This is a genomic window from Algorimicrobium echini, from assembly GCF_900115185.1.
Classification (GTDB): Bacteria; Bacteroidota; Bacteroidia; order Flavobacteriales; family Flavobacteriaceae; genus Algorimicrobium; species Algorimicrobium echini.
In genome coordinates this window covers 1-16,269 of record NZ_FOVN01000011.1, presented here as the reverse complement: position 1 = coordinate 16,269, position 16,269 = coordinate 1, and the positions used below count along the sequence as shown (strand labels likewise).

Here is a 16,269-nt window from a genome sequence, read left to right as displayed (position 1 = left end):
CACGTATTGAAAGCAGCATCAACTTCCGCTTGAGTTGCATAATCGCAAGCATCAGCGGTTGCATTATCAGGTGTATTCACTACAACGGCATCAGGCGCTGTGATAGAGAATGTTCTTTCTACAGTAGATGGGTTACACACATCTGTAATGGTATAAGTTACTGTTGTAGTACCACCTTCACATAAAAGAGGAGCAGTAGGAGTTCCGTAATTGCCAGTTGCATTACAACCACCAGAGACACTAAAACCGTTTAACCACGTATTGAAAGCAGCATCAACTTCCGCTTGAGTTGCATAATCGCAAGCATCAGCGGTTGCATTATCAGGTGTATTCACTACAACTGTTGGAGCGTTTATTGTAAATGTTTGAATTGCAGTTTCAGTAAGTCCACAAGAGTCAGTAATTGTAAAATTTCTTTTAACAATTAATGGACATGATCCTGAAGCAATATCTTGATAGGTTATGCTATCTACATGATCTTCAGTAAAAGTACCTCCTTCTGCTAAAAATTCAGCTTCCGTTATGGTAACTTCAGTTTCAGAAAAAGCCAAAGCTGTTAAGCCTCCATTTGTGATGTTTTCAGCCGTACAACCTTCCAAACTTACATCGTTAGGAGCTGTAATAGTAGGTGGAGCCGTATCTTCAATAATAATTTCAAAACTATCAGTAGCAGAACAATTAGCACCGACATCATTTACTGTTACAGTATACGTTCCAGCAGGTAGTCCTGTGAGATCCTGTGTGCTTGAATTTGAAGCATCATCCCATGTGTAGGTATAATTTCCAGTTCCACCAGAAACCGAAATATCAATAGCACCAATATCATTTCCAGAACACCCAGTATTTGTTACGCTTTCTAACGTAATTGTTATAGGCTCAAGGATTGTAACTGTTATAGGTGTGCGGTCTCCAGTACAAGTATTACTAGGGCCTTCGGATACATAGTATGTAAAAGTACCAGCAGTATTTGTAGATGGTGTTATTGAAACTTGACCAGGAGTTGCTGGATTATTATCTGTATAATATAGTAATACATAGTTAGGGTCTGAAGTATTGGCAGTTAATGGGTTTGCTGTTTCACCTAAACAATAGGTAACGTTACTTGTTGATGGAGTGGTTAAAACGTCATTAACTTCTATAGTAAAGATATAGTTACAGCCACCTTCTCCAGGAGGAATTGCATAGTAAGTTGAAACTCCTATAGTTGCTGGAAATGGATTATTTTGATTGTATTGTGTTGTAGATGGTGTTATTGGATAGGAATCGTAAAACTGTGAACCAGGAGGGAAGTTTCCAGAAACTTCAGATACTGGAATGGTATTACCTTCAAAACTACAATAGAAGAAATCACGTTGAACTGATACACCAGTACAATTGTCTAGAATATATTGTTCCGAATCAATATCAATTTCAATTGGAGCTGTGTTAGGTTCACCTTGACAGACACCGTTTTCTTGATATCCTTGAATTAATGGTAACGAATAATTGGTTTGCGAGACAGCGCCTGTACCAGAAATATTTCCACCGACAATAACAATCTTTGGGGTACAATTATTATTAACTAAAATCGAACAGTCTGTAGTTGATGTGATTTCAAAAGAAATATCAGCCATAAGTTCCGCTAAATTCGATGGGTTTAACGGAATAAATGCCATTTCCCAAACAACAGCACCAGTGGCACCTTCATTAGGGTCAAAATAAGGTGCAGATGACTGGAATAACGGATTGTATTCATTGTAAGAAATACTTCCAGGTACAAAAGCAGATGTAAAAGGAATTGGAATAACCAATCTACCGTTATTAATAGCTTCTGTTCCTCGGTTTCTAATTTCAACACCATACTCGATAGTATCACCTGGTTGAACCGTTAAATTAGGTCCTACAGGTGCTCCATTAATCATTGTTGCAGCTAAAATACCTTCCGATTCTGGTATATAGGCATCCACAGCAAATGTAACATTATAAATAGAGTAGGTATCACCATTTGTGTAATACCTAAAAGAAGTACTCGTCTGATTATTGTCAATAATAGCATTGTTAGTATTATTTATATCAAACATACTAATGTCTATACCTGTATTATTTAAGAGTGTTGGGTTTCTTGGATTTCCTCCCGTATTAACAGACGACTTAAAAAAGTTATTGGTGTTATTTCCAGAGTGACTTAAAGTGGTATAAGTATTGGTGTTTCTGTTTTCAATTTGAAAGGTGTCTCCTGTAAACGCTACATCGCCTTCACCACCCATGACACCTAGTTTTACATTAACATCTCCGTTTTGGGTTGAGTTAAATCCATCAACTTCAATTGTATATTGATTATTGTTACCAGAAACCACATATGCATGACCGTCAAAAACGGTCACATCACGCCATTTCATTTTTGTATTTTCATAAACAACAACCATTCCCCAACCACCATAATATCCGGTTCCGTCAGGATCTCCCTCTCTTAATGCTAAATCAGCTACAAAATATTCACCCAATCCATTTGTTCTTACATAATCTGTAATTTCAGCATAAGCCGAATACATGTAATCATCTGAATTAGTTGGGTAGTAAATATCACTTGCGTTTGCAGTTAGTTGAGTATAATTACTAGCGTTAGGACCTTTTATGGATACTTTACGCTTATCGTAATTTTTAGTAACTGTTGTTAATGCAGGAATAGTTTCAGTATAATTTACATTTACATAGGCTCTATCTGTCCATTGCAATCTTAATCTGGTAACTTCCAATGTGTAATTGGAATCTGAAAATACTTGGTAAGGAGTCGTTAAATAGGCATTGTCGTCATTAATTGAACTGGTAGAAACTGGCGTTTCAGGACCATTGTTAACGGAAACGTGTAATGTTTCATTGTTACCAGAGGTTCTGTATATAAATTGAACCGTATTCCCTGTTCCCGATGGTGTAAAGGTATATCTGTAGGTTCCTCCAGAACTTGAAATATCTAAAGTGTAATTAGTATTATCAATATTTTCATCATCATAAATTATATCCGTAGTGTTTACTGTTTGGGTAATAACGTTGCCATTTGGTACTTGCTTACTGACGGTAAATGTATTACTTGATCCAGCACGACCAGACCAATATAAACCAGCATAAACGACATTAGAACATTCTGGAATGGCATTATTTTCTTGTGAAAACTGTAACGTAGCAGATGACGAGTTTAAAGTATTAACATCGTTGTCAATATCTACATATCTCATGTCATTTCCACCATTGTTCGTATTATCACCATAATTAACTAAAGTTAAGTTGGTATTCCCCATCATTGTAAAATCACCTTTTACATTATATATCGTTTTTGAAGGGGTATAAATAGATGTACGTGGTTCAAAATTAACACGAACTTGACTATAACTATAAAGAGTAGCTGCTAATAGCATACATGCAGCTAACGCAAATTGTATTTGCGCTTTATAATTTTTGGTTTTTGAGGTGTATAGGTTTTCCATTTTTGTAACTTTAATTTAAGCTAATACCAAATTTATGAACGGTTAAATATCTTATAGAAAATACTTATTTCAGAATCTGCTTGTTGTATGAAGTTTCGTATTTGGATTTCTGAAACAGCAGATTCACATTTTAAGTATATATATTTAAGGCTACCAAAACCTCTGATGTTATCCACATTAAAAGGGCGTGTTAAATCAGAAGCAGATTGGATGTTGATAGTAATCATCTCCACACGTTTAAATAAATCATTGTTGGAACTTAATATATTGAAAGAGTTCACGTCCTTAAGTTTTAAGACTTTAGGTGCTTGTCCTTCTGTAACTTCAACTATTTGATTGTTTTTTATATAAATAGAGGGTTCCAAATCATATAATAAATCTTCCGGATAGGAAATCACGGCATTTGTAGATCTGGACATGCTTTGTCTATTTGACTCTGAATGGTCTGAAAGTTGATAAATAGGGTTTTCTTGAGCAAAACTGCTACCAGTGAAAACGACTAATAACGTACAAACCAGAATTATGGATGTTAGCGTTGCGTTCATTCTATTTTTCATAATTATTGATGTATAAATTTTTTAACTTATTGGTTTTCAAAAGCTATAAAATCAGTTCAATTAAATCGTTTAAATAGTAGTTAAACCTTTTTTGGGTTTAACAATACATTTAGTTTTCTAAAAATTGTTGAGGGAAGAGCATGCGTGCATGCGAATGGGTTAATTTTTTTAGTTTGATTTGGGATCATCTTGATTAATAGCTTACACAACAAATAAAATGCGATAAAAGCATTCAATCAAAAAAAAATGTTAAATCACTTATAAATTCGATTAAAGGATTTTCTTAAACACTTAGTCGGTAAATAGTTATAATTAATCGACTGTGTTTTTTTTCTATTAATAGAATTTCTGGTAATAAAAAATTACGTTTTTGGGGAATAATAGGTCATTTTTTTGATGTAATTTAGGTTGATTAATAGCGTTTAGTTTTTTAAAATCAGGTGCAATGTAATTCATTTGTCTGATTAAAACAACAGTTAAACGACAAAAATTACTTTTAATCGATGAAATATGAAAAAACTTACATTAGTTAGACATGCTAAATCTTCATGGAAGTACAACCTTCCAGACCATTTAAGACCTTTAAATGCTAGAGGCATTTCAGATGCAGAGTTGGTATCAAAGCACGTTAACAAGCTTGGATTTTCAGCCGATTATTTACTTTCTAGTAATGCGGTTCGGGCTCAAGCTACTGCAGAAATTTTTATTGAAGAGTTGCAAATACCTTCAAGCATATGCCAATTTAGTCATGAATTATATGATTTTTCAGGTGAGCATTTAGTATTTAACATTAAAAACTGTCCAAATCATATTAATAACCTTCTGGTATTTGGTCATAATGATGCGATTACACATTTTGTTAATAAATATGGTAGTGAAAGTATTCAGAATGTACCTACTTGTGGCTTGGTAACCATTACGTTTCATGTTAAGTCATGGAACGACATTGAAAAGGGTACGACCCACACAATCATTTTTCCTAAAGATTTAAAAATATAGGTTTCTGAAAGTTCTCACAGACAATTTTACGAATTATTAATACCATAAAATTCCTTGCAATACAATATATTTGTAGTATAACTAAACATTTTTAATGACGAAACAAACACAAGAAAACCGTTATATTAATAGAGAAGTTAGCTGGCTCCAGTTTAATGATCGGGTACTTCAGGAGGCTGATGATGAAACCGTTCCATTAATTGAACGTCTTCGTTTTTTAGGTATTTTTTCTAATAATTTGGATGAATTTTTCAAAGTACGATACGCAACGGTAAAGCGTATAGTTGAAGCTGGTAAAGGCGGTAAAAGTGAATTAGGCGGAATAAAAGCCAATGAACTATTAGATATCATCACCCAAATAGTTATAAAACAACAAAGTGATAGTTTAGAAATTTTAAGTAAAATTCACAAGCAGTTAGAAGACGAAAACATTTTTATTATTGATGAAACAAAAATTCAACCGTCTCAACACAGTTTTATAAAAAACTACTTTCACCAAAAGGTAAGCCCAGCATTAGTAACGATAATATTAAGTGATTTTGTTGAACTACCAAATTTAAAGGACAGCGCAGCTTATTTAGCAGTAAAGTTGAGTATGTCGGATAATGAAAATCAATATGCACTTATTGAGATTTCAAAATCTATGGATCGTTTTGTGGTTTTACCAGAGCAAAATGGTAAAAGTTATATCATTATGCTGGATGATTTATTACGCTATTGTCTGGATGAAATTTTTGATATTTTTGATTATGATGTTATTTCGGCACATATGATAAAAATTACAAGAGATGGAGAGTTAGATTTAGAAAGCGATTTAAGTAAAAGTTTTATTGAAAAAATATCCGATAGCGTAAAACACCGTCAAATAGGAGAACCGGTAAGATTTGTTTATGATAAAACCATAGATGATGAAACGTTAACCTATTTAATGGATAAAATGAAAATTGAATCTACAGATAGTAAAATTCCTGGTGGACGTTATCACAATCGTCGGGATTATATGGACTTTCCAAGTCTTGGGCGTACAGATTTACTCTATAATAAAATTGAAGCTTTAGCTGTAAAAGGATTAAGTTTTCAAGAAAGTATTTTTAAATCTATTGCTCATAAGGATTACTTAATTCACACACCTTACCATACATTTTCATACATTGTTAAGTTTTTAAGGGAAGCGGCTTTAGATCCTAAAGTATCAACTATAAAGATTACTATTTACAGATTGGCTCAAATATCACATGTAGCCAGTTCTTTAATTAATGCTGCTAAAAATGGCAAAAAAGTAACTGTTTCTATTGAAATTCAAGCCCGTTTTGATGAACAAGCCAATATTGACTATGCGCAACAAATGCAGAATGAAGGTGTTCATTTAATTTTTGGAGTTCAAGGTTTAAAAGTACACAGCAAAATGTGTGTCATTGAGCGGGAAGAGGACTCCAAAATTAAACGATATGGCTTTGTTAGTACTGGAAATTTTAATGAATCGACAGCCAAAATCTACACGGACTATACCTTGTTTACTGCCAATCAGAAAATTTTAAAAGACATTAATAAAGTATTTAGTTTCTTCGAGATTAATTATAAAATATATAGATATAAACACATCATTACGTCCCCTCATTATACAGAAAAAGCATTTTTTAGATTAATAAATGCACAAATTGTTAATGCTACTTTAGGGAAGCCTGCTCAAATACGAATGAAAATAAATAGCTTATCAAGCTATAAAATGGTTGATAAGTTATACGAAGCCAGTCGTGCAGGTGTAAACATACAAATGGTAGTTCGTGGTATTTGTTGTTTAATTCCTGGAGTACCCAATATGAGCGAAAATATTGAGGTTATCAGTATCGTGGATAAGTTTTTAGAACATTCCAGACTGTATATTTTTGGACCCGATAACGATGCTCAAATTTATATTTCTTCAGCAGATTTAATGACGAGAAATATAGAAAATAGAGTTGAAGTAAGTTGCCCAATTTATGATAATGATATTAAACAAGAACTGTTGGACAATTTCCGTATTTTTTGGAGTGCTAATGTTAAAGCACGTATTTTAAATGAAACTCAAAATAACCAATACAAGGAAAAAAAGGATCCAATAGTACGTGCGCAATTTGAAATATATGATTATTATTTAAACAAATTAAAAAGTTAGCATGCTAACCATTAAAAAATATGCAGCAATAGATATCGGTTCCAATGCCGTTCGTTTACTCATTGCTAATATAATTGAAGAAAAAGGCAAAGCCACGCGGTTTAAAAAAAGCTCGTTGGTTCGTGTACCAATTCGTTTAGGATCAGATGTGTTTATGAAAGGTAAAATTTCAAAACACAATGGCGAACGTTTGGTAGATACTATGCAAGCGTTTAAATTGCTCATGAAATCTCATAATGTTGTTAAATATAAAGCCTGTGCAACTTCAGCTATGAGAGAAGCTAGTAATGGCGATAAAATTTCCAATCGTATTTTAGAAAACACCGATATTAAAATTGATATTATTGGTGGAGAAGAGGAGGCTGCTATTATTGCAGCAACCGATTTAAATTCCTATATAGACCCTAACAAAACCTACTTGTATGTTGATGTTGGTGGTGGTAGCACCGAATTTACAGTTATACACAATGGAAAATCGGTTACATCACGTTCTTTTAAAATAGGAACAGTCCGTTTATTAAATGATATTGTTAAAAATGAAACCTGGCATGAATTAGAACAATGGATTAAAACCCATACTCAAACTTTCGAAAAAATAGATGTTTTAGGTACTGGTGGAAACATCAATAAAATTTTCAAGATTTCAGGAAAGGCTATTGGTAAACCTTTAACTTATTTTTATTTAACGTCTTATTATAACATGCTACAAACCTATTCTTACGAAGAACGTATTTCAGAACTGGATTTAAATCAAGATCGTGCAGATGTTATTATTCCTGCAACACGTATTTACTTGTCAGCTATGAAATGGTGTGGTGCCAAGGATATTTATGTGCCTAAAATAGGATTGGCAGATGGTATTATTAAAAGCATCTATTACGATACAGTTTCAAGCAATACACAGTAAAAATCATGCAGTTTATCTTTTTATTATATTATATTTAAGAAAATAAATTATATTCGCTACAACTAAATCAATTTTAAGATTGCATTAAAACTTTTATAATCATGAAAAAACAACTACTTTTAATAGCTTTTGTAATTATTTCAGCAGTGTCTTATGCACAAAATGCTATGTATGGTGTTCGTGTAGGCTATAATATTTCGAATTTAGATTTTGAACCAGATGCCACATTTGATAATCAACACCGTAACGGATTTGCCATTGGTTTCTTTGGTGAATATGATTTATCTGCTTCTATTGGATTAGCGCCAGAAATACAATTTTCAGCCGAAGGAGCAAAGGATAGAGAATTACGAGTCGATTATATACAAGCACCTATTTTACTGAAATTTAGAATTGGTGATAGATTATCATTAGGAGCTGGACCTTTAGTTGGTGTTAAAGTGCATGAATTTGAAGATGGTTACAGAAACTTTAGCTTCTCGGGTGTTGGCGCTTTAGAGTTTATGATTACCGATGAAATTTTTATTGATGCTAGATACCATTACGGTGTAACAAATATTTTAGATGATAATCCAGTTGGATTGGAAGCTACAAACACAAATATTCAAATAGGTATTGGTGTGAAAATTTAACTAATTAACCAAATATATTTTTTTAAGAACTCCAATGCTTTTAGTATTGGAGTTTTTTTTATTTATCCATGAATGGTTTCAGATGTACCCAAATTTTTCATAATTTCTGCTTCAAATTCCAATAAATCATTCCATTTTTTGTCTACTTCCTCACGGTTACCATATTGCCTAGCAAAACCTAAAAACATGGTGTAGTGGTTGGCTTCACTAACCATTAGTTTTCTATAAAATTCAGCTAATTCTTTATCTTCTAATGCTTCCGAAAGTAGACGAAAGCGCTCACAACTTCTGGCTTCAATGAGAGCCGCATATAGCAACCGGTGAACTAATTGGGTTGTACGACTGCCTCCTTTAGGAAAAAAAGTAATCAATTTTATTACATAGTCATCTTTTCTATCACGACCCAAAGTCCAACCTTGTGCTAAAATACGATCGTGAACCATTTTAAAATGGCTAATTTCTTCTTTCACCAAAGCTATCATTTCTTGAACCAATTCCGTATACTCTGGAAAACTAACAATAAGCGAAATAGCAGTACTAGCAGCTTTTTGTTCACAATACGCATGGTCTGTTAAAATGTCTTCAATATTTTTTTCTACAATATTAACCCATCTTGGGTCTGTTGGCAATTTTAATCCTAGCATCTTTTAATTTTCAAAATTGGATATTTTATAGGTTCCGTTGGGTTGAATTTGGAGTCTATAGTTTCGTTTATAATCGGCTTGTTTTATATTTTGATAATAAAATTCTATTTGTGCTTCGTTTAGTTCTTTTTTCTCGAATTCTGGTACTTGATTTACAAATACTGCTCGAAGCGTCATCCTATTTAAATCGGCCTCATGATTGTTATATTGTTGTGTGAAAAAAGATTTATCAATAATTTTATTAAAGATTTCTTTTTCATTTTTAGATATAATAACCTGACTTTTAACATCACGATAAAAGGTTTTATGTGTTAATGAGTCCGTTTGTGTAACATCCAATAGGTTGTTTTCCATATCTGTAAAGGTTTTTATTTTTATATGGAAGCCATTTGCTAAAATGGTATCTGTTAGCACTTCTGCATAATTTTCAGGAATGTAATTTACACGTTCAGAAAAGGAATCCAATAACTTGGTTTCATGTAAAACTTCTTGAGGTGTTTTATGGAGCCTATCTCGACCATCACAAGCTCCAAAAGTCATGGCTAGAATTACTATGGTTATTAGACTTGTGTATTTCATGGTATTAATAATCTAATCCAAAGGTTTTTTTCAAAACATCAATGGCAGGGTTTTTTTCCTTGAGTTTCTCAAACTGTTCTGCAGTAGTGTACGCGTATTGTTTTTCCATTTCTTCATTAACAGTCATGTCCAAATGAATGTCATAGTTATTGAGCTCTTTACGAATGTAGCTCAACAATTCATACGATTCCCGTTCAACCTCTAATTTATTGGTTGCATTTGGAAATTCAAGTTGAATAGCTGTACCGTTTACTTTTGGAACATCAATTGATAAAATAGAAGCCAAATTAAATTTCCCTGTTGCTTCCAATTCTTTAACAAACACATTCCATACGGCTACAAGTTGTGCTTCAGTGAAACTGTCTTTTGGCAAATCGGTTTCATCTACAACCACATCCATTTGGCGGATTTGATGTTCTTTTTTAGCGCGAATACTTTTTAATGATAATCCCGATGTGACTTTCTTTTTGGCATCCATAGTAATAGTGGGACGGCTAGTTTCAAAAGTATTTACGGATTGTTTTACCGTTTTATTTTCAATAGAAACGGGTTTGGATTTTGTGGCATTAACAGGTTGGCTACTGGCTTTAGTGTCCTTATTAACAGGAATTGGCTTTATACCAATTTTAGCAAAGTAACTCGGAGGAATTATAAAGTTTTTAGAATTTTTTTTTTCTCCATCAAAAGTGATAGAGGCAAGTTGCATCAGGCAGAGTTCAACTAATAATCGTTGATTTTTGCTTGATTTATATTTTAAATCACAGTCGTTAGCTAATTCAATACCTTCAAATAAGACGGCTTGTGATGCTTTTCGGGATTGCTCTAAATATTTGACTTGGGTTTCTTCGCCTACTTCTAATAATTCAACCGTACTCGGATTCTGGCAAACTAATAAATCTCTGAAGTGTGATGCTAATCCAGCAATATAATGATGACCGTCAAACCCTTTGGCTAAAATACTATTGAATAGTAATAACAATTCAGGTATTTTGTTTTCAAGGATTAAATCGGTACTGGTAAAATAGGTTTCGTAATCTAGGACGTTTAAATTTTCGGTTACGGCTTGACGTGTTAAATTTTTACCAGAAAAACTTACCACGCGATCAAAAATTGACAAGGCATCACGCATGGCGCCATCTGCTTTTTGTGCAATGATGTGTAAGGCATCATCTTCAGCCGTTATCCCTTGCTCGTCAGCTATGTATTTTAAATACGATTTGGCATCCTTAACCGTAATGCGTTTAAAATCGAAAATTTGGCAACGCGATAATATGGTTGGTATAATTTTGTGCTTTTCGGTAGTCGCTAAAATAAAGATGCAGTGTTTTGGTGGTTCTTCTAATGTTTTTAAAAAGGCATTAAAAGCCGCTTGCGATAACATGTGAACCTCGTCTATAATATAAACTTTATATTTCCCAACTTGCGGTGGAATACGAACTTGATCGGTTAAATTCCTAATGTCATCCACCGAGTTGTTGGAGGCAGCATCTAGCTCAAAAATATTAAAAGCAAAATCCTCATCCGCTTTTTCCGTACCATCACTATTAATCATTTTAGCCAAAATACGTGCGCAGGTTGTTTTACCAACACCACGAGGCCCTGTAAATAAGAGGCCTTGTGCTAAATGATTGTTTTCAATGGCATTTAATAAGGTATTAGTAATAGCCTGCTGACCAACAACGTCTTTAAACGTTTGCGGTCTGTATTTGCGTGCTGATACTACAAAGTGTTCCATTGCTATAGGTTGGGTTTGCTTAATTTTAGTTGCAAACGTACGGTAAAACAAAGTTAAAAATTCCGTTGTAAATTAATAAGAATGTCGTGTTAATTTAATAGGAGTTATTAACAGGGTACTTTAACGCTTTTAGGTCTGTATAGGAAAACCATAGGAACAAGTTTTACCCAGAAATTTTAGGAATTGTATTATTTAAAAAAGCACTGGTTCATAAAAAAAATAGCCAATTTGGACATTAATAATTTATCTTAAATAAATAAATTATATTTACAGAATAAGTACCAAACTAAATATACTTATCCTGACTTTTTTACAGGATATACTTAATAAAAGTAATTATATAATGAGTTGGCAGCAACCTGAAAAACAAACCGAATGCTTGACAAACAAATAATTGACTTCAACGAAAATTTAATTGGACTTCGAGACTTTGTCGAATTAATTGACCCTTTTCTGACCGAAAAAATTGAAGAACACGACAAACACATACAACCAATAATTTTATCTGCTATGCTCAAAGAAGTTTTGAGTAATGGAGAAGATATAGAAGAAAAAGATAAGGAAAAGTTCATCGAATTTCAAGAAAAAATAACAAAAGAATTAGATGAAAAGTATAAAGAAATTCCTGAGATTAAGTTTGAGAAAAACGATGAAGATGGCGAAAAAGGATTTGCTATCAAGATTGCTAATTCCAACACTGAAGTATCAAAACATTTAGAAAATGTTAGTAAGAACAAAAAACATATTGAACAACTTTACACTAATTCATTGATTTCTTCATTGAGCTCTGTGGAATGGTTTTTTTCTCAATTACTTCATTTCTTTTATGATAAACATCCTGAATCAGCAGGAGTTCAAAAAAGGACAATGACTTTGACCGAATTGAAAAGTTTTGGTTCCATTGAAGATGCAGAGAAATATCTAATTGACGTGAAAATTGATGAGATATTAAGAGGTAATTTTGAAAGTTGGATTAATCTTTTAAAATCTGAATTATCTCTTGGGCTAGGTTATCTAACCGACATAATGGATGAATTAATTGAGGTTTATCAAAGGAGAAATCTTTTTGTACATAATGGTGGAACTGTTAATTCAATTTACCTTTCGAAAGTTGATGAAAGCCAAAGAAAAGGCGTATCAATTAATGATAAGCTAATAGTTGATAAGGACTATTTGGACAACGCTATTTGCAAATTACAAAAGGCTTTTATACTTATTGGAGCAGAACTATGGAAAAAATTGAGTCCAGAAGATTTAAAGAGAGGAGAAATTTTAGGAGATATTGTATATGAAAATTTACTACACTCACGGTGGGAAATCTGCGAAGGCTTGTGTTACTTTTCACTTAAAGACGCACAAATTCATCCAGTTGACAAAGTAATAGCGCAAATAAACTATTGGTTATGCAAAAAGGAAACTGGAGAATACAAATCCATAGAAAAGGATATTAATAAAGCTGACTTCTCTGATAAAAAAGAGGTTTTCCAATTAGGGTTATATGCATTAAGAGGAGAGACTGAAAAAATTCTTGAGTTATTACCTATAGTACTTGAAACAAATCAAACAAACATCGAAAGATTAGTGGAATTCCCAATTTTAAGAGAGTTTAGAGAAACCAAAGAATATGAAAACTTCAAAAAGGAGTCAAAGTTTTTTAAAGAGGAGAATAAAGAAGTAGTGACACCTGAAAAAGTTGAAAAAGAATAAAGGCAGCTGCCAACAACGTGTATAATTAATGGCTAGTTTTAGCTTACTTACGAAAATCCTCGCGGATTTTCTATTCGGTTTTTATTTGCTAAATTAGGTGCTTAAACACGCCACTAATCATACACAAAACCGTTGTGTGCAATGTGAAGCTTCAGTACAATCCTAGAAAATTATAGATTAGAATCATCAATATAACTTTTTAAAGAATAGTGTAATCCTCTTCTGTTAATTTGAAATTTTTCAATTCCTATTTCTGACAGTATTATATCTAAATATATTCCAGTCAAATAAATTTTCAACAAAAATAAATCTTGATTTTCATCTATTAAATAAGTTTTAAATAAATTCTTTGCATTAATTTTCATTTTGTCTTCCATATAATTAATAAGAGAAGTTTTTAATAAATATTCTTCATTTAAAAAAGCATCGGAAATATTCTTTGTGACACTTGAAGATATAACAACAGAATTAGAGTTAGTAAATAATTCCTTTAGTTGGTTTTTATTTACAGCAAGAAAAGAAGTAATTAAGTTTTTGAAAATTTCAATTCTTTCTTCAAAATCATCTGAACGTTGATTTAAAAATAAAATCAATAAATGAACTCCTCCAAAATATAGTGTTTCTTGTTTCTTTATATTGTTATCCTTGATGAATGCAAAATCAGTAGTGCCACCTCCTAAATCAATGTAAATAATTGGTTCAGAAATACAATTCAATGAATTATAACTTAACATTATTTCTTCTTTAGAATCAAGTGAAACCACATTTATATTTAATCCTTTCAAAATTTCTTTTATTGTATTAGAGTTACTTGAATTACAATAAATACCTGTCATAAAACAAATAGACTTTTTGGATTTCAACTTGTTTTTATAATAATCCTTGAAATTATTTAATATTTTCTTTTTAAAAATTCTTACATTAATTTTTCCTGTTTCTAAATCAATTATATTTATTGGACTTGAGCAAAGGTAAACCACCTTGTTTTCATTTGCACTTATGACCTTCAATGAGTTAGAACTCAATTCTATTATATTAAAGTAACTCATATTTTTTTTATTTAAAAATAAATTGTATTTTTGATGCAAAGTAAAACATTTTAAAAGCTGTATCAAACTTTAGGCAGGCAGCACCTAACTTATTTTAGAAACTTCATTCGTATATTCTTAATACGATTAAATGTTTTAACTTTTATTCATTTTTTCTTTATTTCAAAATTAAATTTTAACTCAAGTTAAAACCTGTTTCTAATATTTTCCGTTTTAAAATTTTAACATTTAAAAAGAAATTATTATGATAACAATACCATTATTTGAAGCTAGTGTAGCTATTGGAGGAAGACCAAACAAATCAATATCAGCAATGGATTACATTTCAAATGTAACCCAAATATCAACAGAAGTAAAAGAAGGAACTTTATTTGTTGCTTTGATTGGTAAAAAATTTGATGGACACGATTTTGTAATAGAAGCACAAAAAAAAGGGGCTATTGCTGCTATAGTTGAAAGAGAAATACCAAACATTGAAATACCACAGATTATTGTTCCTTCAACAGAAATGGCATTGGGAGATTTAGGGAGAATCTGGAGATGTAGATTAGAGACGCCTTTAATTGCTGTTACAGGCAGTGTTGGTAAGACTACTACAAAAGAATTAATCGCTCATATTTTATCAAAAAAATTTAAAACTCACAAAAGCAGAAAAAATTTCAACAATCAGTTAGGTTTACCAATTGAATTATTAAGACTTGAAAGAAATCACGAATGTTCTGTTGTTGAATTTGGTATGCGTGGATTTAACCAAATTAATTATTTGTCAAAAATAGCTAGACCTAATATTGGTGTTATAACAAATATTGGTCTTTCACATATTGGCATTCTAAAATCAAGAAAAAATATTGCAAAAGCAAAAGCCGAAATTTTTCAAGGAATGGATGGTAATGGTATCGCTATTTTAAATAGAGACGATGAGTTTTTTGAACTAATTTCAAATCAATGTCACTGTAGAATTATATCATATGGAACTAACAAAGATTCCGACATACATATTTCTGACATTGAATTAGTTCAAAATATTTTTCCAAAATTCAAACTAAATGGAAATGAAATAATCTTGAATAATTGTACAGGAGAATATAATGCATATAATTCAGCAGTAGGATACGCTATTGGTTTAGAAATGGGAATGCAAATAAACGATATTATTGAACAATTAAATTCTTTTAAGCAACCTGAAAGACGTGGAACGTCTATCAAACTTAATAATCAAGCTATAATTTTAGATAGCACATATAATGCTGCTCCAGATTCTATAATTGCTAATTTGGAAACAATTTCAAAAAGGAAAAGAAAAAATCATAGATTAATTTGTATTATTGGAGAAATGTTAGAACTTGGTTCACATAGTATCAAAGCTCATAAACTAATTGGAAAAAGAATAAATTCATTAGAAAATAAAGTAGATTTATTAATTACAGTTGGAGATTTTGCAAAATATATCAATCAAGAAAGTAGCGTTTCTAATAAATATCATTTTAAGAAATCTAACCTAATAGACGAAAAAATTTATAATTCAATTCAAGCTGATGATATTATTTTAATTCAAGGTTCAAATTCGGTAAGGCTTGACTTTATAGTTGAGAAATTGGAAAGTATTTATGGAGTTTATAGAAAGAAAAACACTGCACACAACACCGTATAAAATTAATTGCTGGTTATAGCTTACTTACGAAAGTCCTCGCGGACTTTCGTGGTCAGTATTTATTTACTAAATTAGTTCCTTAAACACGCAACTAATCTTATACAAACACGTTACCCTGCATAAAAGAATTTTGCTAAAAGTTAATATTTTAAGCTGTAGCAAAATTCTTGACAAAGGTTCTTCACTGTTTATT

12 protein-coding genes are annotated in these 16,269 nt (G+C 31.8%); 6 read left to right on the top strand and 6 right to left on the bottom strand.

Features of this window, described 5'->3' with window-relative positions; all coding sequences use genetic code 11:
- Window positions 1-3,461, bottom strand: a 3,461-nt coding sequence (locus BM239_RS15035) for a SprB repeat-containing protein (RefSeq protein WP_092210130.1), incomplete at its 3' end; no start/stop codon positions are given.
- A gap of 32 nt (window positions 3,462-3,493) precedes the next feature.
- Window positions 3,494-4,018 carry a hypothetical protein gene (locus tag BM239_RS15030; RefSeq protein WP_143094940.1) on the bottom strand — a complete coding sequence of 175 codons (525 nt, stop codon included), beginning with the start codon at window positions 4,016-4,018 and terminating at the stop codon, window positions 3,494-3,496.
- 510 nt (window positions 4,019-4,528) lie between these two features.
- Here BM239_RS15030 and BM239_RS15025 point away from each other — a divergent pair.
- From BM239_RS15025 to BM239_RS15010, 4 genes are all read left to right on the top strand, one after another.
- Window positions 4,529-5,017, top strand: a complete 489-nt coding sequence (locus BM239_RS15025) for a SixA phosphatase family protein (RefSeq protein WP_092210126.1) — start codon at window positions 4,529-4,531, stop codon at window positions 5,015-5,017.
- Between the two features lie 94 nt (window positions 5,018-5,111).
- Window positions 5,112-7,172: a polyphosphate kinase 1 gene (ppk1, locus tag BM239_RS15020; RefSeq protein ID WP_092210124.1), complete on the top strand. Its 2,061-nt coding sequence runs from the start codon at window positions 5,112-5,114 to the stop codon at window positions 7,170-7,172.
- Window position 7,173: 1 nt separating this feature from the next.
- A complete protein-coding gene (locus tag BM239_RS15015; RefSeq protein ID WP_092210122.1) occupies window positions 7,174-8,079 on the top strand; it encodes a Ppx/GppA phosphatase family protein in 906 nt (301 codons plus the stop codon).
- 101 nt (window positions 8,080-8,180) lie between these two features.
- Window positions 8,181-8,711: a porin family protein gene (locus BM239_RS15010; protein WP_092210120.1), complete on the top strand. Its 531-nt coding sequence runs from the start codon at window positions 8,181-8,183 to the stop codon at window positions 8,709-8,711.
- A 62-nt stretch (window positions 8,712-8,773) separates the two neighbouring features.
- Here BM239_RS15010 and miaE read toward each other — a convergent pair whose 3' ends face one another.
- From miaE to BM239_RS14995, 3 genes are read right to left on the bottom strand one after another with little or no spacing between them, the layout of a single operon-like run.
- Window positions 8,774-9,355, bottom strand: coding sequence for a MiaE family protein (gene miaE, locus BM239_RS15005; protein WP_092210118.1), 582 nt, complete (start codon window positions 9,353-9,355; stop codon window positions 8,774-8,776).
- Between the two features lie 3 nt (window positions 9,356-9,358).
- Window positions 9,359-9,934, bottom strand: a complete 576-nt coding sequence (locus BM239_RS15000; RefSeq protein ID WP_092210116.1) for a hypothetical protein — start codon at window positions 9,932-9,934, stop codon at window positions 9,359-9,361.
- 4 nt (window positions 9,935-9,938) lie between these two features.
- Window positions 9,939-11,669, bottom strand: a complete 1,731-nt coding sequence (locus BM239_RS14995) for a DNA polymerase III subunit gamma/tau (protein WP_092210133.1) — start codon at window positions 11,667-11,669, stop codon at window positions 9,939-9,941.
- A 375-nt stretch (window positions 11,670-12,044) separates the two neighbouring features.
- Between BM239_RS14995 and BM239_RS14990 the strand changes: the two genes are divergently transcribed.
- Window positions 12,045-13,376: a hypothetical protein gene (locus BM239_RS14990; RefSeq protein ID WP_092210114.1), complete on the top strand. Its 1,332-nt coding sequence runs from the start codon at window positions 12,045-12,047 to the stop codon at window positions 13,374-13,376.
- A gap of 170 nt (window positions 13,377-13,546) precedes the next feature.
- Here the strand turns inward: BM239_RS14990 and BM239_RS14985 are convergent, their stop codons facing one another.
- Window positions 13,547-14,464 carry a Ppx/GppA phosphatase family protein gene (locus BM239_RS14985; protein ID WP_143094939.1) on the bottom strand — a complete coding sequence of 306 codons (918 nt, stop codon included), beginning with the start codon at window positions 14,462-14,464 and terminating at the stop codon, window positions 13,547-13,549.
- Window positions 14,465-14,669: 205 nt separating this feature from the next.
- On the opposite strand from BM239_RS14985, the gene BM239_RS14980 reads away from it, so the two are divergent.
- A complete protein-coding gene (locus tag BM239_RS14980; protein ID WP_092210111.1) occupies window positions 14,670-16,076 on the top strand; it encodes a UDP-N-acetylmuramoyl-tripeptide--D-alanyl-D-alanine ligase in 1,407 nt (468 codons plus the stop codon).
- Window positions 16,077-16,269: the final 193 nt, after the last annotated feature.

Excerpts from the sequence above, each read along its gene's own strand:
- ppk1 (WP_092210124.1), top strand. The coding sequence starts at position 5,112 with ATGACGAAACAAACACAAGAAAACCGTTATATTAATAGAGAAGTTAGC.
- BM239_RS14990 (WP_092210114.1), top strand. The coding sequence starts at position 12,045 with ATGCTTGACAAACAAATAATTGACTTCAACGAAAATTTAATTGGACTT.
- BM239_RS15015 (WP_092210122.1), top strand. The coding sequence starts at position 7,174 with ATGCTAACCATTAAAAAATATGCAGCAATAGATATCGGTTCCAATGCC.
- BM239_RS15000 (WP_092210116.1), bottom strand. The coding sequence starts at position 9,934 with ATGAAATACACAAGTCTAATAACCATAGTAATTCTAGCCATGACTTTT.
- BM239_RS15010 (WP_092210120.1), top strand. The coding sequence starts at position 8,181 with ATGAAAAAACAACTACTTTTAATAGCTTTTGTAATTATTTCAGCAGTG.
- BM239_RS15030 (WP_143094940.1), bottom strand. The coding sequence starts at position 4,018 with ATGAAAAATAGAATGAACGCAACGCTAACATCCATAATTCTGGTTTGT.
- BM239_RS14980 (WP_092210111.1), top strand. The coding sequence starts at position 14,670 with ATGATAACAATACCATTATTTGAAGCTAGTGTAGCTATTGGAGGAAGA.
- miaE (WP_092210118.1), bottom strand. The coding sequence starts at position 9,355 with ATGCTAGGATTAAAATTGCCAACAGACCCAAGATGGGTTAATATTGTA.
- BM239_RS14995 (WP_092210133.1), bottom strand. The coding sequence starts at position 11,669 with ATGGAACACTTTGTAGTATCAGCACGCAAATACAGACCGCAAACGTTT.
- BM239_RS15025 (WP_092210126.1), top strand. The coding sequence starts at position 4,529 with ATGAAAAAACTTACATTAGTTAGACATGCTAAATCTTCATGGAAGTAC.